This is a genomic window from Nostoc piscinale CENA21, assembly GCF_001298445.1.
Lineage (GTDB): Bacteria > Cyanobacteriota > Cyanobacteriia > Cyanobacteriales > Nostocaceae > Nostoc_B > Nostoc_B piscinale_A.
In genome coordinates, this window is record NZ_CP012036.1 from 4,152,033 (window position 1) to 4,170,775 (window position 18,743).

Genomic DNA, 18,743 nt, shown 5'->3' on the forward strand with positions numbered 1-18,743 from the left:
TAAGTATTTTTGCTCTCAGATTGCTTTGCAAAATACCTAATAAATTTAGACTTAACAAAATAGCCTGTCAAGTTAACCAGACTACAATAAATGCAAATATTAGCTACGCACCTCGTCAGAATTTAGATGTTTTCTCTTAGCAATACAAATGAAACTCAGAGAAAAAATTGATGATAGATGTCAATGCTAAATATGTAATACTTAGTATAAAGATTGTTAGTAAAACTAACTATTGGCTGGTTACAGTCAGGTAATTTTTCCCCTTAAAACATCAGACCAAAACCAGATATCAAGATGATGAAAGAAATATCACGTCGCCAATTTATCACCACTGCCACTTTAACGACAGGCTTTGTTGTAGCAGTGCAGCCTGTGTTTGCTAAAGTAATTACCACCGATAGCAAGGGCTTAACTGCTGGTGCTGTGAAAATTCCGGTTAAAGATGGCGAAATTCCTGCTTATAGAGCCGTACCCAAAACGGGGAAAAATTTCCCAGTGGTTTTGGTAATTCAAGAAATTTTTGGTGTCCATGAGCATATTCAAGATGTTTGTCGTCGCTTTGCCAAGTTGGGATATTTAGCGATCGCACCAGAATTATTTGTGCGTCAAGGTGATGTGTCAAAATTAAGCAATATAGACGAAATCCGTCAGGTAGTGGCTAAAGTTCCTGATGCACAGGTACTATCCGACCTAGATGCAACAGTCAACTGGGCAGTAAAATCAGCTAAGGGAAATGCTAAAAGAATCGGAATTACAGGCTTTTGCTGGGGTGGTAGGATCACATGGCTCTATGCTGCACATAATCCCCAAATCAAAGCAGGTGTAGCGTGGTATGGCAGACTTGTGGGTAATTCTACAGAACTCACACCCCAACATCCCGTTGATATTGCTTCCACATTAAAAGTACCTGTCCTGGGACTATACGGCGGTAAAGATACAGGCATACCTGTAGATACAGTAGAACAAATGCGCGATCGCCTCAAATCCAGTAACAGCAAATCTCAAATTATCATCTACCCAGATGCACCCCACGCCTTTTTTGCAGATTATCGCCCATCTTACCGCGAACAAGAAGCGAAAGAAGGCTGGCAAAAACTCCAAGCATGGTTTAAGCAACATGGCGTGTCATAAGTAAGTGGGTGGGAAAATTTATCGTTAGTGAAGGCAGAAGGCAGAGGGGAAGAGGTTTTTAAGATCATTCACTTTTATTTACATAGTTGGGTTTATTTGTGACTACCTGCTTATCTTGTGCAGCCAAAAACTCATCATTAAACTTGCAAAAGAGCAATTGAGAGGTTGAAAGATGAAAAAGTCCAATTACTACGACAATATTGCACCAATCTATGACCAAACACGTTGGTTATCAGAAACAATAGCAGAAGAAGTAGCGGACTTTATTCTTCAACTTGTTTGTGCCACACCTGAGACATCTTTTTTAGAGCCTGGTGTCGGCACAGGATTAAATATTATTCCCCTCGTCAAACGAGGCTATCCTGTAACAGGAATTGATATCTCAGCAGAAATGCTAAATCAGTGTCGTCAAAAATTAAATGGTACTCCTGATAATTTGCGATTGATTCAAGCGGATGCGTCACAATTACCATTTTCAGATAACAGTTTTGATGTTGTATTAACTGTTCATATACTCCATACGGTTGCTGATTGGAGAGCATTTTTAGATGAAATTGAGCGAGTGCTAAAGCCAGGAGGTTTTTATCTCAATTGTCAATGGATTACTCCCCCAGCTAGAAGAGAATTTGAAAGCAATTTCCAAAGAATCCTATCTAAGTATGAAGCATCAAAACCAATTTCTACAGCAAAACAACCAATAGATGTAGAAGGATATTTACATCAAAAAGGTTATATTTCCAATTATTCAGTAGCTAAAGAATGGTTAGTCAGCAATACAATTGATGATCTAATCAGTTTTTTTCAATCACGAGCCTACGGTTTATGTTGGGGATTAGCAGATGATCAATATCATTTAGCTATCAACGAGTTGAAAGAATTTTGTCTCAATTATTATGGTTCTTTAGACAAAATTTTATCTTCTCCAGCAAAGTTTGAAATCTGGGCTTACAGAAAAGTATGAAATTATGCCGAAATTAGCTGAATTAGCAAGATAAAAACTAGTAAATTAAACTTGCAATCTAAATTGGGAGAAATCAACTCAATGACAACCACTGCATTAATTGTTGGTGCTGGTAATGGACTGAGTGCATCCCTAGCGCGTTTGTTCGCTGCTGAAGGGATGAGTGTTGCTTTAGCAGCACGGCAGATTGATAAACTGAGTACATTGTCTCAAGAGATTGGCGCAGTTAGTTTTGCCTGTGATGCTTCTCAACCAAGCGATGTCAACCAACTGTTCAACAATGTAGAACAAAAGCTAGGAGCGCCAACCGTTGTAGTTTATAATCCGAGTTTGCGAGTTACAGGTAAGTTAGTTGACCTTGATCCTAGCGAGGTGGCTAAATCTCTGGAAATTACTGCTTACGGTGGTTTTTTGGTAGCACAAGCCGCCGCGAAACGGATGCTGAAATTAGGGGAAGGCGCAATTTTCTTTACAGGTGCGTCGGCTAGTGTCAAAGGTTATCCGCGTTCTGCGCCCTTTGCAATGGGTAAATTTGCTTTGCGGGGTTTAGTTCAAAGCATTGCGCGGGAACTAGCACCGCAGAATATTCATGTAGCGCACTTTATTATTGATGGAGTGATTCGTTCAGCAACACGTCAAGAAGCTCCTGATAAATCTGATAGTTTACTAGATCCTGATGCGATCGCTCAAACTTATCTCAACATTCTCCGTCAACCCCGCAGTGCTTGGACATGGGAAGTCGAATTACGTCCTTGGGTGGAAACATTTTAGTAGGGTGAATGGACAGGTATCAGCCGCATCTACATAAAAAATCGAGTCAGGAAATCAGTTGGTACTATCGAAAATTTTCGAGACAGAGTTGATATAGCTATTCGTTTAATGTCCTAACCTATACTTCGATTGCTATATCAGTTTTCAATATAAGAACAAAAAAGACAAAGGAGACAAGGAGGCGAGGGGGACAAGGAATACATGGTAGACAAGGGAGAGAGATGTTTGGCAATCATTTAGAATTGCTATAGTCTTTCCTAGCTTGCTGATATACAAATTTATCTGCGTCCATCTGTGGTTAATTTAAGTCAGCATTTAAATGTAATCTCAAGAAACTCGTTACCTCTCTTGAGAAATGAGTTTGTAATTTAAATAAGATTACTACAGACAAAATAAAAAGTCCGCAGTTGCGGACTTTGGTTAGGCTTTCTGTCACTGTAATTGGCTACAATCATGTATCATGATGCTTTTATTTTTCCTTATTTATCATTAGCAATCAAGCTTTTTAAGCTATATATCTAGACATTAAATCCGAAAAATTATCTTTAAATTTTCATTATTAATAGTCATTAAATCAGAGAAAATATAATTTTTGATGATATTAGGTTTATTATCTACAAAATATGTATATCCTTATTTTTATTGGATAATAATATCATATCAATAACATTTTATAAAAAATCTTGCTAGACATAAGCCAAATAGTTAAGTCTATTGTAAACATTCACTTTGATTTTGCATCAATTATAAATAAAGTAAAGGTGGTCAGGTTATCAGCCTAGGGGTTCCCAGCCCTAGGGTTTTACTTTTTTGGTGTAGTTCCAATTATTGATAAATTGATGTGCAGAACTAAAAATTTTCAACCACTCGTCAGATAGATGTAACTGAGCAAAATACCATTTAAATTTATAAATATAAAACCAAGGGCGTTACGAATTTAGGGTGCAACTATCCTAATGAGCAACCAACAAATACACAGAGTAAATATAATTTTACTCTGTGTTTATCTATGACTGAGAATGGCTATAGCAATCTTATTTGAGATGTTAAGCAAAGAGACAAGGTAGAGATGCTGGTAAATCATTTAGGATTACAAATATTAAGCTACAGCCCTGCTCACTATAGCTTAATATCTTCCTAATTAAATTTCAGCGCCACCTTTAGGTTCAGCACCCATTGGAGAAACATAGTCGCGGAAAAGATTAATTTGCTGTTCAAAAGGTAATTCTTTAACTTGATTCAACAAAGTTTCGGCTGCTGAAGAAAGGCGATAAGCAGCAGGTACAGGAATAATTACATTACCATCCATCCCTTGAGATAGACGATACCAAAATAAGAGTTTGGTAGTATCTCCTAAAGAACCATATTCTCTGCCAATTTGAGTATCTACTCGATTAATTAAGTCTCGCTGAACTTGTAGTTGTTCTTCATGACTTAATTCTTTGACTTGATTAAATAAACCTTCGGCAATTTCTGGAGAAACAGTACTAGCAGCAGGGGCAGCAGGAGTAACAGAGCCACCCATTTCTTTATAGATAAACCAGAACAAACCTAGTTGTTCATCTACATCTAATTTCCGCCAAGATTCAACACATTTACGAATGGTAGGGTCATTAGTTTGAGTGTAGGTCATAACGATTTACTTGTGATTTATGTTGCCATTAGCCACCTTATCAAACACCTATTTCTGGTTTAACCCCACTGAAGACAGATGTAGTTCAACCAAAAAGAATAATTCAAAAGTCAGAATTAAAAGAGAACAGGAAAATCCTCATAATTAAAATTATGGAAAAGGTAGAGACGTTGTATATAACATCTCTACAGATAAAAATATGAATTTAATCGAATTGATTTATAACCAATTACCTACTAAAACGTAAGGAGCCCAATAAAAAGGATGCCTATAATTAGGATCTGCCAAAAGCAGAAGTTGAGCGCGTCTTAAAGCTTCCGCTTTCGTCTCTTTGGTATTAGCAAACTGTTTATAAAACTCTCCCATAATCATGGCAGTAGCTTGATCATCAACACTCCATAATGTTGCTAATGTACTACGCGCCCCAGAACGCAGTGCAAATCCAGCAATTCCTAAGCCAGCACGTTTATCGCCACTAGCTGTTTGACAAGCACTCAAAACTAATAGCTCGATCGCGTTTTTTTGGCTGGTTTCTCTGGTTTGTAATAATGAACTTAATTCGTTAACATTAACGCGATCGCCTGCTAAGGTTGGGTCTTTAATTTGCGAATTTTTCCAAGTTAAAATAAAGGTATCTTCGGCGTTAGAAGCAAATTGACCGTGAGTTGCAAGATGAACCACTGGTGCGCCAAATGACTTGATTGTTTTTTCTAGGGCAATTTTAGTAAATTGACTATCTAGCAGGACTCGCGCTGGTACTTGTTGTTTAATGGTGTTAATTTCTTGTTCAACACTGGGTAATCCTTCAAAGGTTCCTACAGCTTCTGTGATTCCGGCTGCAATGGTGCGTGGCTTTTCTCTACTGAAGGAACGAGTCGGTAATAGGTGTAACCCTGGTGTGAGTGCAATGTTATAGCCTTTTTGAATCAAATATTCTTTCCCATCATGGAGTGCGGCCATTGGTACACTCCGCAATGCGCCATCTAAGACAAACACTAGGTTTTCTACTTTGTGTGCTTGCAATTGGGGTTCGATATCTTTAATTAACCAGTTATAAACTTTTTGGGAAATTGGCAAAAATTCCCGCGTTGAACGTGTGACTAATTTGGCTCTTAATTCTTGAATGGTCTTTTCTACTTCGGTTTGGGAAACTGGAATGGGTTTGGAGCGTAATAATAAGTTTTGTTTTTGGTTTTGGGCTTTGTTAGGTAAAGAAACAATCACCTCTAAGCGATCGCGTAAAATAATCGGATAAATTACTGCGGCTTTAGGATCAATCTCGTCAATCTGCACAGGTTTCGCATCTAAACAAGCTGTGCGAAAAAAGTTATCTAACTCAGCTAATTGCAATGATTCAATGACATCCCTGGCCGTTTTGAGATTTTGTTGATTAGCTGCGGAATCTTCTTGATAGGGCGAATTTTGCAGCAATAAACTCACGAGTTCCCGATAAACCGGTTCTACTCCCTCTTGAAAGGAGAATTGGACTTCCCGGTTAATCGCCACTAAATCACTCCGCAATAATTTGAGATTATTCACCGCTTTGGTGTAAGCTGCGATCGCTGCTTGTTCGTTACGTCGTGGATTATCTTGCGCCTTGAGAATTCTACCTAATTGCCAATGCCAACGATAAGCAATATCCGATGCACCAATTCCTTCAGCCAATTTTAAAGCTTGCTGAGTCAATTGTTGGGCTTCTTGCCACTGGTGAGTTTGTTCGTATAAATTACCTAATGTTCCTAAAGCATAAGCTTCTGCACGCCTATCCTTGAGCATTTTAGCTTGGTCAACTGCACTGGCAATCATTTGCCCGATCGCTTTCCATTCCACATTTGCCCCAGTTAATTGCACAGTTTCGAGGTTTTTGACATTACTGAAACTTCCATCAGCTAATATCTCATTTTTTGGACAATTAGCATTCATTCCCATCCTGGCAGGTTCAGTTAGCTGTTTCAAACAAGTCAAACTCTGAGCAAAGTGAATCCGCGCATATATAGTTGTGCGATTTACTGGTACAGCATCTAGTTGTTGCTGAATTTCTGGCCACAAACTTTGGACTTGCTGCCATTTTTGCTGATCCATTAATAGGCGCATTTGATTTAGTTTTGCCTGTAACCGAGTTAATGGTGATTTAGCTAGGGTCGCTTTAGTGTAATAAGCTAAAGCATCGGCAAGTTTTTGGTGTTTCTCGTCAGGATTCTGCCCTAAACTTAAAGCTTGAGCGGTGTTTCCTAAACTCAACTGAATGTCGGGAATTAATTGTGGATATACTTGTTCAGCTAGGGATAAACTTTTCTCTAACACTTGCAAAGAACCAAGTTGTTCTATTGTTTTTCCTTCAGCATTTTTTTGAGTTAAATCACCCATCAACCGCAAGGTATTACCTAAATTCAGCAGTCCCGTCACTTTTAGGGGAGAAGCGGGTTGTTTTTCGAGTAATTCATTTACCTGAATTAAAGTAATTCTCGCTCGACGATATAATCCTAATGCTTGTAATGCTTGAGTTTGATTTAGTTGGCTACCAATTTTCCCCGCATCATCACCCAATTTTGTATAAATAGCTGTTGCTTGCTCCCAACTTGTTAATGCTTCTTGGGAATGTCCTGATGCTAATTGTACTTGTCCTTGAGTGTTCCAAGCTTGGGCAAGAATTGACAAATAGTCGTAGGAATTTCTTTGTGCCGCTATTTTTAATAATGCCAAACTGTCCGCGATCGCTTTTTGCGCTTGGGGTAATTGTCCAATTTGCTGTTCTGATAATGCCAGATAATTTAATGCTAGGGCTTGATTGAGATGATCTGCTTGTGCTTGAAAGCCTCCCGCCGCTTGCTGAAACAATTTAGCCGCTTCGCTAAAATTTTCAGTTCGGTAAAGTTGCATTCCCTGTTCTAAAGTTTGTTGCGGATTTGCTGATAGCAGATTTTCTGTGATGGGTGCAGTAACATTTTGCACCGCCACTTGGTAAAAGTTGGGAATCAAGGCAGCTGGCTGAGTAATTTGTGATATTGTGGCAAAAACAATTAGTGCAGACATAGTTATTTTTTTAATTCGTAATTTAAACCGACAAAAAGAATGTATTTAATTAATTCTGTATGAATACGTAAAAGAGGTTTATTGTTTGATTTCAAAACTCTTTTTTATGATTCAAACTTCAAACTTCCTAAAATGGTTGAGTATAAACTAAAGAAAAATACAAACCATTTTCCTGTAAAGTATTATTCTGGGAATTGGCATCAATTAAAGGAATACCCCAGTCAAATCGGGCATTAATGCGATCGCTTTGCCATAATAATCCCACGCCAACGGAAGCAAGGCTACTAGGATCAGGATCAGCACGATTGGAACTGTTGTAAGCAGTACCATAATCAACAAATGGCGTTAATTGTAGTACACCTCCTAATTGCGGGGCGCGGAGAATAGGATAACGTAACTCAGCCGACACAAAAACTGCATTATCTGTCAAGAGTAAATCTTGGCGATAGCCGCGGACTGTTTGTTGACCACCCAAACCAAACTGTTCTAGGGGTACTAATGCTCTGTCGGCCAATTGAGCATCGGCTCTTAACAAGAGTAAGGTTTCTGGTGCTAACAGGCGTACCCATTGAGCTTGTCCCCGCCAAGAGAAAAACCTACTATCTGGTGGTGCGCCACTGTTGGTAGCATCAAAGGCATCTATGCCAAAACTAAATTGCGATCGGGCTGCAAATACTTCTCTACTATTACGTTGTGTCCAATCTTGAAAAAATCGCAGCACCGAAAGCCGAGTTTGTCCATCTACAGATCCCGGCGAAGGAAAGGGAACACGTTCCCCAGCCAAAGCTTCTAAATAGCCAATATCACTGTTGCGGCGATTGGCTGTAATTCCCAAGGCAAATTCTGTGGTGGGAGTTTGAATCAGTGGTTGGCGAAATGTGATGGCAAAGTCTTGGGATCTACCTTCAATATCTAAAACATCAAAAGGTTCTTCTACGACATTGCTAGTGGTGTAGTTATATTGAAACTGCACAGTCCCATTGTAGGGATTGACTGGTAATGTGTAGCTAACATCAATATCATTACTGCCATCGGTGTTGGCATAAGCAACGGAAAGTCCATCACCTAATCCCAATAAATTGGCTTGATTAAATTGAATTTGCCTTTGAAAACTGCCAATACTCGGAACTCGATTGTTATTTAAATTCACCTGGGCGCTGAAGGTTTTGTTTTCAGAGACCCTAATATCAATTACACTATAGGACTAATATTTGATTTTTGAAAAAGCTCCGTACATCTGAAGAGTGGGAAAATCAAAGGTAGTGTGACGGATAAACCATTCAAACATCCATTTTAAATGAGAAAATGAAGGGAGCAAAGCACAAAAAACGTCGAACCCAGGTTTTGGCTTGCAACCAAACATCCTCAATAGGGTTTTGTGTTGGACAATTAGGAGCAAAACGAACGCAGTGTATTTTCCACTGGTCAGTTGAAAGTCCTTTATTCAGTTCATCCAAAAAATTCTTAATTTCTTGAGAACGATGGTAACTAGCACCATCCCAAAAAAATTAATAATTGCTGATTAGGAGACTCATCTAGCAAATAACGTAGATAATCAATCGTATTTTGGGAATTTCCAGCATCATAAGTTTTAAGTATTAATTCTCCTTGAAGATAGTCAATGGCTCCATAATATGTTTGTTTCTCTCGTTCATTGACCACCGGAACCATAATTTCTTGGTCTGTTTTACCCCATATATAACCACTTAAGTCTCCCCACATTAAATGACATTCATCAATCAGTAGCACTCTTAATTTACCTGTTTCAATTTCGCTCCGGTTGTTTTCCAACAATGTTTCAATCTCTTTTTTTTTGCATCAACAGCATCTGGGTCGGCTTTTGGGTTAACTTTCGTGTTTTTTTTCCAACTTATTCCTGCTGCTTTAAACAAATCGTAGTACTGCTAATCCTTTTCTCGCTTCACGGGCATTTATATTTTGAACTATAAATTCCTCTAGTTCAGCGATCGCCTGCTGCAAGTGCTGATTCAGCATTGTTCTTCCTTATACTTATTACCTGTCTCCGTATTATCTCTTGTTTTTTTTCAAAAATCAAATATGATTCCTATAGTCCCTGGACGAGAACCAGCCGCCAACTCTGCCGAGATATTTTTAATTAAAGGGTTCAGTTGTAATAGTTGCAGTGCTTGGAGTAACTTGTTGACATTCAAGGGTTTGCCTGTAGCTACAGCAATGCGACTCCGCACATAATCTGGGTTAAGTCGTTTGAGTCCCCTCACTTCTATACTTTCGACACTACCTTCAATAACTTGAATTTTGACGACACCACCTCTGGCCTTAAAGGTTTGATCAGCCGGGATAAATGCTCCTGAAGAAATGTATCCTTTGTCTGTATAGAGTTTTGTCACAGCATCACTGGCTCTGAGCAGTTCTGCAAAGGATATGGGTTTACCAGTAAATTCTTGCGTGACTTTTGCCAATTCTTCACTGCTAAATACGGTACTACCCACTACTTCAAAGCGATCAACTCGAATTGTATCTTGGATACCACTGGGAATTGTTGCTGGTGGTGGATTAGTTTCGTTGGGAGTGCGGAATAAATCTTCTGGCGCTGGTAAAGTGGGAGTTTCTGGTGGAGTTGGTTGTGGTAGCTGTGGTCTTGGTAAATTTTCTGGTGGTGGTAAATTTGGTCTGGCTTGAGCTACTAGATGAATATTTCCCGTCTGTGCTTGCACAAGACTAGGAGATAAATTGCCAAGAAACAAGGGTAGGAAGATCAGCCGATTGAGCGATCGCCTATAATCTTTCAGACTCAAAAAATATTCAACGGACATGGTAGGTAGGTGTAGATAGGATATGTTGTATATTTCCGTGGGAGCATCGGCTGTGTGACTTTGCCTTTGTTAATGTCCTATCTTTGAGAAATATTGAAGTTTTTCACTGTTTTTCGCTAACTAATAAACACCCAAAAATTACTTCAGAGGAATTTACCAACACAGAATTCTCCAATTGAATTCTGTGCGAAACCGCGGAGGAATAAGCTGTTTTAAGACCCCCACTAAATCCCTGATTTAGTGGAGGTCAATGAGTGGAGATTCTGACCCTTTGACAAGCTCAAGCATCGCTCCTGAATTCTAACTTCTGGATTTTTCTTCAACTACTAATTGTACCAGTATATTTGCGTAGATAATCTTTTGGTTTGATTAATTTTCCAGATGAGCCAGTAGATTACCAATCTTGAAAAATAAGAGTAAGTTAGCTAAAATCCTATAATAAAAAATCTGCACCCAAAGCATTTTAGGTATTTGAAAAGACTAACAAATTGGTGCATCATCCTGCATTACTCAGTGAACAAAATCTGCTCTTCGTCAAGCTCAGTGACAGCCTGTGCGGGTTCTAAGGAACTTCCAACCAAAAAATCCAATCACAAGGAGTAGCACCTCGACTCTTTTCTCTTGCTGAGACGCTAACGCGAACGACTACACTTAGGGCAATTCGTTCGGCGACTGAGAGCAGAGAAACTGATTTGTATCAGTAATTTTGTGAATTGGTATGAGAAAAACCAGTACAGAAAAAGCTGGCACCCCGTCACCTGTAATTTACACTACAATTGTTTGACATCTAATGCCACAAAACAGCCGTATTTATACTATATGCCTTGGTGGTAACAATTTTAGAAAACTAATAAATAATAAGATTTAACTTACCGAGCGATCGCGCTTTTATTCAGTAATTATCAACACAATTATTCGTGCAAGTTGCCAGCATTCTGAAAAGAGTGATACATCGTATTTTCAGGAGCGAGGCGCAACGCCATATTATAGTCTTCCATAGCTTTTTTCTGCTCACCTAGGTCATTATAAGCCTGACTACGCCAAAGATAGAACAAAGCATTTTGGGGATGAATCCCAATGGCTTTACTGTAGTCATCAATGGCTCCTTGTTTGTCTCCAAGGTTCTTACGCCGGAAATTCGCCCTTTCACCATACAAATAAGCATTGTGGGGATTGATACCAATTGCCTGATTAAATTCTTCAATTGCTCTTTGGCTATCCCCTTGTTTGAAATAACTATAAGCTCGTTTAATATATGTAGCAATATCTGTAGTTTCTGTATTATTATGTAATTTTTCTTTAAAAGCTACGTCTTGGGAAATAGAGTTTGCTGGAGAGAAAGTTTTGTCTAAACTTGTTTTTTGAAAAAGCAGTTTACTCAAAGCCGACTTTTTATTTCTCAGCGCCAGCCAACCAAATACTCCACCACCTGCAATTACCAGCATCACAGATAATTGCTGTCCTATGCGATTTTGATTGGGATTGGATTTGAGATCACTGAGTTGATTTAGGCTGCTGGTATAGCCTTGATCAGCTATTGCAGGTTCAATTTTACCTAAAGGTATGAACCATGTTATTGTCATTAGTGCTGTAGCCGTGAGGAATCTGTGCTTCATAAAATTAGCTCGATTTGACTTAAGGAGGGTGTACAGCCAAACTTTGATGAAAGTCATTAACTAAATAAGAATTGATTAACCTTGCCGTAAACATTCTCAGCCAGATGAATTTGATATCTTATCCAGGGTTTGAAATTAGGAACCTTTTATTATTTCTAATTCTCCCAAAGTTATTTGTTCTTGACTTCTGTGTTAGTACTTAGCGAGTATAGTAGCAATCATTATCGATAAAAAATATCTATTTTGCAGCAGATATCATCTGTTTGCATACAATCATACTTTAGGTAGTACAGTAATATCTATGGCCGAATTTTACATTATCAAGGATATATATAATACAGTAGATAAGTGTGGCGATCGCCATTTACATAATTAAGAAAAAAATTTTATTCTCTTACTAAGAGCCTATTCATAAAGCAAATATTAACTAGAGGAGTCAGTAGGTTAGAAAGATTTTTTGCTAAATAGCAAATATCAGATAAAGTAGCTTTCATTTATATGAAGCACAACACAAGTTTTACAACCAAAGATGAAGGTGCTTCATACTTCCTAACTTCCAACTCCAGCAGAATGTGAAATTTCTAAAAATTTGAGCTAGTAAATTGCTAATACAATAATGCAGGCGCAGTAAGATTTATAGTAAAAATTTCCACAAATTCCCAAAACTCTTTCCATCGCAATAGCAACAGAGTTTCCGACATCAGCTAACTTTTGACTCTGTCACCTATCACATCATGTCCGGCAAATCAGTGATGATTCCAGAAATATGTGCAGAAAGACAAAACTCTTCCTCCCCCTGCGGTCTTGATGATAAGTCTTTTACCGGACAAGATATCACGGTAGTCAGATATGTTAGGACAGTTTGAAAGTTTGAATGCAAGGGATAGTAAGACTTTTTTCCTGCCTCCTGCCATATCACCTCATCCGGCTCTAAAGCTTATCCAAATCCTCAAGAACTTCTTTAGCAGTTTGATATCTTCTGAGATAATCAAAATAAGTCATCCTGTCTAATATCGCAGCTAAACCATCAGAAACTTGTGCTTTATCGCGCCAAGTTAGCACAGTTGTCTGGGGGTCACGCTCAATTTCTTTAGCAATTTTTCCCGTTAAAGCTTGAATTCCAATCATACCCAGGGCATGAATATCACTGTTTAACCTGGGCTGACCCATAAGTTGTTCAGGCGCAGCATAACCCAGAGTACCCACGGCCACTGTTAAGCTTTCTTCTTCTTGCTGTGGTTGAATTTGTTTAACTGCACCAAAGTCAATCAATACTATCCTATCGTCGGTTTCCCGTCGCATCAAATTGCTCGGTTTAATATCTCTGTGGATGACATTATGATCATGGACAAATACTAGTACCTTTAACACATCCCTTAAGATTTTAATTACCTCAGCTTCCTCAAAACGCTTACCAATAACCAACTCATCTTGTAAGCAATGTCCTTTGACATATTCCTGTACAAGATAAAATTGTTGATTTTCTTCAAAATAAGCCAATAGTTGGGGAATGCGTTTGTGCTGACCCAAAATCTCTAAAATTTCTGCCTCTGCCTTAAATAAACGTCTAGCAATTTCCAAAAATCTAGGGTCTTTCTGAGCAGGTTGTAAATGCTTGACAACACATTTTGGCGAACCAGGGCGCTTAGTATCATCGGCTAAGTAAGTATAACCAAAACCCCCTGAACCTAATACACTTGTCACTTTGTAACGGTGGTTCAGCAATTGATCCCTTTGGGGCTGGCTATCAACTGGTGAATTAGCTTCGTTACCAGTATTACTACCTTCTCGTAATAGGGATTTTAAGAGGTCTATAGTTTTTTCTTGTTCTTGAATTTGATGGGCAATTTTATCTCGCTGTAGTTTTTCATAATATGCAGTGTAAACAACTACACTGCCAGCAGCGGCAATTAAGCCCAAGACAGGCTGTGCTATTGGTACCCATCCAGCTTGAGTAAAAATGACAAAGCCACCACCTATCAAGCCAACCAAAGCACCGCCACCAGATAATCCCAGAAGCATGGGATGCTTAATTTTCCATCCAATCAACGCACCAACAATAGTCCAGCCCCACAGCCAAATAACTTCTCCCCATTCCGGGAAATACCAAAATATGCGTCTTTGGTCAATAACTGCACTGAGAATTTCACTGACAATATGGGCATGAATAACGATTCCAGGCATCTTGCCTGTGTTGTCTTGTCTACCAGTAGCATAAGGAGTATTACGGATATCCTGTTTACTGGGTGCTGTGGCTCCAATTAAAACGATTTTGCCCTCAACCCAATCAGGATTAACTTTATTGTTGAGTACCTCTGTAAAACTAACTGTACGGGCAATATCATGAAACGCACGGTAGTTGAGTAAGATTTGAAAGCCACCATTATCTGCGGCTACATAACCGCCTGCATCTTGTGGTAGACGATGAAACAGGGTTTTTCCCAGCTTTAACTGTAATCCCTCGTCTGTTTGGCTAATTTCTGGTTGGATTTTGGCTGTATCGGTTAGATATTTTAGTGCGGCTAAAACTGCTAGAGATTGTTGGCTTTGGCAAGGCGCTTTTGAGTCAGGACTCACAAATAGCAAGGCGCGGCGAATAACTGCATCAGGATCTTCTGGCAAATCGGCAAATCCGACATTATTGGCATCTAGCCCTGGTGGCGGGGGTGTTGTCGTGCTACAAATTGGAACAATTTTATCGCTTGTTTGCAGGCGGTTAATTAATTTGGTATGACCAGGGTTGATCGGTACATCTCGAAAGAAATCTAAAGCAATAACGCTGGCTTGGTTACTTTCTAATTTGCCTAAAAGTCGGTCTAGTTCTTCATCTGTAGGGGTGCCGTGCTTGAGTTGTTGGATATCTTCTTCTGTAAATCCAACAATCAACAGGCGGGGGTCAGGGGGTAAATCTGCACGCCTTTGCATCATCTGGTCAAACACCTTGAGTTCAAAGTATTCTAGGAGTCTGAGCCTTTGAACCCCAACCAAAAATAGTGTAACTAGCACGCTAGTAACTATGACTGGCTGTGTGAATATTTTTTTCGCCCCTGCAAACATAGTCTTACGAAAGTTGGATTTTTATGGTATGTCAACTACGTTACAGTACACAACTTTGGCGTGAGTGAAACCATACACATTTAGAAGTAATTGTAGGTTGATAACTTCAAGTTTCGATAATCTGTATCAGAACTGGAACAAAAATAATTAAATCTCTAGAAGTAGGGAGAATCAAAGATGATTTTCCCTACTGGAATTTATATTACCTTACCTTGGCGATCGCACCACAAGCTAGACGACCACCGCCAGCTTCATCGGCTGTACCACCAGATTTCTTTTGATCCTGGAGTTTATGGATAATAACTGCACTACCATCACCATCAAATAAGCTGATGGGACTATCAGCAAGAGTCACACTGCTAATAAATGCTTCTAAACGACCTTGACCTAAAGGATTAATTTTAATATTGGGTAAATCACCTAAATGATAAGGATGATTCTTTTCTACCGGAGTTGATGAACCAAAGGGGCCTGGGTCAAAGTGTCCACCAGCAGAACTAAAAGGCTTTTCTGTACCTGCTTCACAAGCACCTTTTTCATGAATGTGAACGCCATGTAATCCTGGAGTCAAGATTTTGGGATCACCTTTAAGTTCCACAGCCACCCACACAGACTGAAGTTCGCTATTTTGTACGGCTTTCAGCGTCCCTGTAATCCCAGGGCCACTAATTTGGGCTTGAGCTTTTAATGGTGACTCAGCACCGTTGGAAGGAGAAGCACAAGCTGTTAGTAGTACTAGACAGGCAACAACGATGTAAGAGATAAATTTCATAACTCAGATTCTCAAAACTCAATCAACACTGGTTTTGTTCTTCAATATTTTGACCACAAGAGGAAGCAAAAATGCGTGAACGTTTACGTAAATGGATACAAGACTTTCAAGAGTGGATTATTTTTGCTCTGATATTTGTGTTGTCAATAGTAGTGATTCGGGTTTTTGAAGATAAGCCTCCATTTAAAAGTATTGTGGAATCATTGATTAGCTCTAAGTTTATTGGTACTCTGCAAGATTTGAGTATTTTGGCGGCGGTCATTCTTTATTTCCGAGAAACTCCTTCTCGAAAAAAGCAAGAACATTACGAAGCATGGCGCGTAATTAACTCAGCCTATGGACAAAGAGCTAGTGGGGGTAGAATTCAAGCCTTACAAGACTTGAATAATGATGGTATTAGCTTGGCCGGACTGACTGCGGAAAAAGCTTATTTAGCTGGAATTAATTTAAAAGGCGCAGATTTGCGAGATGCGAATCTCGAAGGTACTAACCTGAAAAATGCTTGTTTGCAAGAAATTGATTTACGCAATGCCAATTTGCAACAAGCTGATTTAAGATACGCCAATCTTGAGGGAGCAAATTTAAGAAATGCTAATCTTCAAGGACAAAGTACTAACCTCAGCTATACAAATTTTCAGAATGCTTACTTAAGTCATGCCAATTTTCAATTAGCCTACCTCTGGAGTGCCAATCTTCAAGGTGCTGATTTAAGTTATGCCAATCTGCAAGAAGCTGATTTAAGTTATGCCAATCTGCAAGGCGCTAATCTCAAATATGCTAATTTTCAAGGTGCTGACCTTAGCCCAACTAATCTTGATCAAGTCAATTTTCAGGGGGCAGATTTGCAAAATGCTGATCTCAGAGATGCTCAAAACTTGAATCCAGAACAAGTTAAATTAGCCAGGAATTGGGAATATGCCAAATATGACGAGGCTTTGCAAATGCAACTGGGGTTAATTCCCTCTCACCAAAACTTTGAAGTCATACAACCAGAAAACTCCGATCAAGGCCACAATTTATTTGATAGCCAGCAGTCCCAACTCTCTGACGATTTTTAACGCTCCTAAATTGCCTAACTAAGCATCAATCACCACCTTACCAACTGGATAAGCCACACAAGTTAAGACATAGCCTTCTTTAATTTCACTTTCTTCTAAGGCTTCGGGATCATAGCCTTCCATTTTAACATCGCCTTCTAATTTCCGTTTTTTGCAAGTCCCACAAACCCCAGAACGGCAACTACTACGGATTTTTACGCCTTCTTGGTCAGCCATATCGAGGATAGTTTCTTCGCCATCGCAAGCTACCTCTTTACCTGATTTGGAGAAAACTATCAGGGTTTTGCTAGAAGATGCTGGGGCGGGAGAAACGGGAACTGATGCTGCTACTGGGGTTGTGGCCACACGCGCTCCCAAATCTTGGACTGGTGCTGCTTCGGTCGAGATTTTGCCAAGCATTTCGCGTAGCCCTTTGGCACCTGGAGACGCAGCAACTTCTACTGGTGCGGGAGCGGTTGCTGGGGTTTTTTTGACTTTTTTCCGGGGCGGGCCGAAGCTTTCTTCGTAGTAGTTTTGCATCGGGAAGTCGATGCTTTCGAGTAAGTCGTTGACCGATTCCATAAATGGGTTTGGCCCACATACATAAACTGTGCGTTCTTTGTAGTCTGGCGCAATCAGTTTTAACATTGCCGCATCCAGTCTGCCGGTGAAACTCATCCAACTTTGACCAGGTTCTCGACGGGTAATGCTAATTGCTAGATTGAATTTGGGATGGTTGGCGGCTAACCAGTCAAGTTCTTGGCGGTAAATGATATCTCTGGGGCTACGAGCGCAGTGGAAAAAGACGATATCCACATCAGAGGCGGTGTCATACACCCAGCGTGACATAGACATCATGGGCGTGATCCCACTACCAGCAGAAATCAGCAACAGTTTTGGTGCAGGGTTGGCAAAGCAAGTAAATTTACCTGTTGGGCCATTCACTTTCAGGACGCTACCTGCTTTAACGTTGTCATGCAACCAATTGGAAACTAAACCAGGGGGGACATCTGTCCCGGCCTCTGCTGGCGCAGGCACACGCTTAACTGTAATTTCTAGGGTATGGGGACGAGAAGGTGTAGATGAGATGGAATAGGAACGCAATACCTGTTCGCCGTTAATTTCTAGGTCGAGGGTGATAAACTGACCCGGTTTATAAGTAAAGAGCATTGGTGGGTCAGCCACGAAACGAAAGGTTTTGACATCGTGGGTTTCATCGATGACTTGGATACATTTGACGGTTAAATCGCCTTTCATCCATCGCTCAATTTGGCTGTGATCTACCGTGGCTAAGGGCATATACTCCTGCGGGTCTTTGATGGGGAGAGCAGGAGTTGGTAAGGGTTCTGGGGTTGGTGTTGGTGCTACAGATGCGATCGCTATTTCTTGTTGTACAGCCTGACCATTGCTTGTAGTAACAACGTTAGTATTAACGTTAATATTTAAATCAATCATGGTCGGTTCATTGCTGGTTACTAGGCTAATTACCATCAAAAAGAACCGACCAATCTGCATCATATCTCCCGTTTTCAGAGGATAATCTTGATTGATTTGGATCTGGTCAGCATTCAACCGCGAACCAGCCCGACTGGCTAAATCAGTGTAATAATAATTACCATCTTTTAGAGAAATTTTGCCGTGCATCCGACTAACTTCGGCACTATCCAACACTACATTACAGTTGGGATAGCGACCAATTAGACACTCATGATTGAGCATGGTATCTAAGTTGAGGTCTAGTTCCTTGAGTTCGTTGGGTTTCTGGGGATCAATGATTCTGAGTTTAAGCATATTAATTACCTAATACGTCAAATTCTCTGTGTTTATACGCAGAAATTTCTGCCGAATTCTGAATTCTGCTGTGTAATCATTACCTAAACTCAATAGAGGTAATGAGGCGTGCTACAAAACTAATGCTCATAGTTTTAACTGGGATG

The 18,743-nt window shown here is 39.8% G+C and carries 12 protein-coding genes and 1 pseudogene; 4 read left to right on the forward strand and 9 right to left on the reverse strand.

Annotated elements, in window-relative coordinates:
• The first annotated feature begins 297 nt into the window (after positions 1–297).
• The 3 genes from ACX27_RS18055 (at position 298) to ACX27_RS18065 (ending at position 2,863) form a co-directional block, all read left to right on the forward strand.
• Positions 298–1,131, forward strand: coding sequence for a dienelactone hydrolase family protein (locus ACX27_RS18055; RefSeq protein WP_062294824.1), 834 nt, complete (start codon positions 298–300; stop codon positions 1,129–1,131).
• Between the two features lie 172 nt (positions 1,132–1,303).
• Positions 1,304–2,092, forward strand: a complete 789-nt coding sequence (locus ACX27_RS18060) for a class I SAM-dependent methyltransferase (RefSeq protein ID WP_062294825.1) — start codon at positions 1,304–1,306, stop codon at positions 2,090–2,092.
• Between the two features lie 81 nt (positions 2,093–2,173).
• Positions 2,174–2,863, forward strand: coding sequence for an SDR family NAD(P)-dependent oxidoreductase (locus ACX27_RS18065; protein ID WP_062294826.1), 690 nt, complete (start codon positions 2,174–2,176; stop codon positions 2,861–2,863).
• 1,141 nt (positions 2,864–4,004) lie between these two features.
• Here ACX27_RS18065 and ACX27_RS18070 read toward each other — a convergent pair.
• The 8 genes and pseudogenes from ACX27_RS18070 to ACX27_RS18105 form a co-directional block, all read right to left on the reverse strand.
• Entirely contained in the window at positions 4,005–4,496 is a 492-nt protein-coding gene (locus tag ACX27_RS18070; RefSeq protein WP_062294827.1) for an orange carotenoid protein N-terminal domain-containing protein, read from the reverse strand.
• A 219-nt stretch (positions 4,497–4,715) separates the two neighbouring features.
• Positions 4,716–7,529 (reverse strand): CHAT domain-containing protein, encoded by a 2,814-nt coding sequence (locus ACX27_RS18075; RefSeq protein WP_062294828.1) that lies wholly within the window; start codon positions 7,527–7,529, stop codon positions 4,716–4,718.
• A 127-nt stretch (positions 7,530–7,656) separates the two neighbouring features.
• Positions 7,657–8,721: a ShlB/FhaC/HecB family hemolysin secretion/activation protein gene (locus ACX27_RS18080; protein WP_335337836.1), complete on the reverse strand. Its 1,065-nt coding sequence runs from the start codon at positions 8,719–8,721 to the stop codon at positions 7,657–7,659.
• A 12-nt stretch (positions 8,722–8,733) separates the two neighbouring features.
• Positions 8,734–9,430, reverse strand: a pseudogene (locus ACX27_RS18085) (IS630 family transposase); the annotation flags it as partial.
• A 144-nt stretch (positions 9,431–9,574) separates the two neighbouring features.
• Positions 9,575–10,324: a POTRA domain-containing protein gene (locus ACX27_RS18090; protein WP_235526255.1), complete on the reverse strand. Its 750-nt coding sequence runs from the start codon at positions 10,322–10,324 to the stop codon at positions 9,575–9,577.
• 911 nt (positions 10,325–11,235) lie between these two features.
• Positions 11,236–11,940 carry a tetratricopeptide repeat protein gene (locus ACX27_RS18095; protein ID WP_158507396.1) on the reverse strand — a complete coding sequence of 235 codons (705 nt, stop codon included), beginning with the start codon at positions 11,938–11,940 and terminating at the stop codon, positions 11,236–11,238.
• 930 nt (positions 11,941–12,870) lie between these two features.
• Positions 12,871–14,997, reverse strand: a complete 2,127-nt coding sequence (locus ACX27_RS18100; protein WP_062294830.1) for a CHASE2 domain-containing protein — start codon at positions 14,995–14,997, stop codon at positions 12,871–12,873.
• A 202-nt stretch (positions 14,998–15,199) separates the two neighbouring features.
• Positions 15,200–15,769: a superoxide dismutase family protein gene (locus ACX27_RS18105; protein ID WP_083468765.1), complete on the reverse strand. Its 570-nt coding sequence runs from the start codon at positions 15,767–15,769 to the stop codon at positions 15,200–15,202.
• A gap of 71 nt (positions 15,770–15,840) precedes the next feature.
• On the opposite strand from ACX27_RS18105, the gene ACX27_RS18110 reads away from it, so the two are divergent.
• Entirely contained in the window at positions 15,841–16,827 is a 987-nt protein-coding gene (locus tag ACX27_RS18110) for a pentapeptide repeat-containing protein (protein ID WP_062294831.1), read from the forward strand.
• Positions 16,828–16,845: 18 nt separating this feature from the next.
• Here ACX27_RS18110 and ACX27_RS18115 read toward each other — a convergent pair whose 3' ends face one another.
• Positions 16,846–18,597 carry an FAD-binding oxidoreductase gene (locus ACX27_RS18115; protein ID WP_062294832.1) on the reverse strand — a complete coding sequence of 584 codons (1,752 nt, stop codon included), beginning with the start codon at positions 18,595–18,597 and terminating at the stop codon, positions 16,846–16,848.
• Positions 18,598–18,743: the final 146 nt, after the last annotated feature.

Excerpts from the sequence above, each read along its gene's own strand:
- ACX27_RS18055 (WP_062294824.1), top strand. The coding sequence starts at position 298 with ATGAAAGAAATATCACGTCGCCAATTTATCACCACTGCCACTTTAACG.
- ACX27_RS18060 (WP_062294825.1), top strand. The coding sequence starts at position 1,304 with ATGAAAAAGTCCAATTACTACGACAATATTGCACCAATCTATGACCAA.
- ACX27_RS18065 (WP_062294826.1), top strand. The coding sequence starts at position 2,174 with ATGACAACCACTGCATTAATTGTTGGTGCTGGTAATGGACTGAGTGCA.
- ACX27_RS18070 (WP_062294827.1), bottom strand. The coding sequence starts at position 4,496 with ATGACCTACACTCAAACTAATGACCCTACCATTCGTAAATGTGTTGAA.
- ACX27_RS18075 (WP_062294828.1), bottom strand. The coding sequence starts at position 7,529 with ATGTCTGCACTAATTGTTTTTGCCACAATATCACAAATTACTCAGCCA.
- ACX27_RS18090 (WP_235526255.1), bottom strand. The coding sequence starts at position 10,324 with ATGTCCGTTGAATATTTTTTGAGTCTGAAAGATTATAGGCGATCGCTC.
- ACX27_RS18095 (WP_158507396.1), bottom strand. The coding sequence starts at position 11,940 with ATGAAGCACAGATTCCTCACGGCTACAGCACTAATGACAATAACATGG.
- ACX27_RS18100 (WP_062294830.1), bottom strand. The coding sequence starts at position 14,997 with ATGTTTGCAGGGGCGAAAAAAATATTCACACAGCCAGTCATAGTTACT.
- ACX27_RS18105 (WP_083468765.1), bottom strand. The coding sequence starts at position 15,769 with ATGAAATTTATCTCTTACATCGTTGTTGCCTGTCTAGTACTACTAACA.
- ACX27_RS18110 (WP_062294831.1), top strand. The coding sequence starts at position 15,841 with ATGCGTGAACGTTTACGTAAATGGATACAAGACTTTCAAGAGTGGATT.
- ACX27_RS18115 (WP_062294832.1), bottom strand. The coding sequence starts at position 18,597 with ATGCTTAAACTCAGAATCATTGATCCCCAGAAACCCAACGAACTCAAG.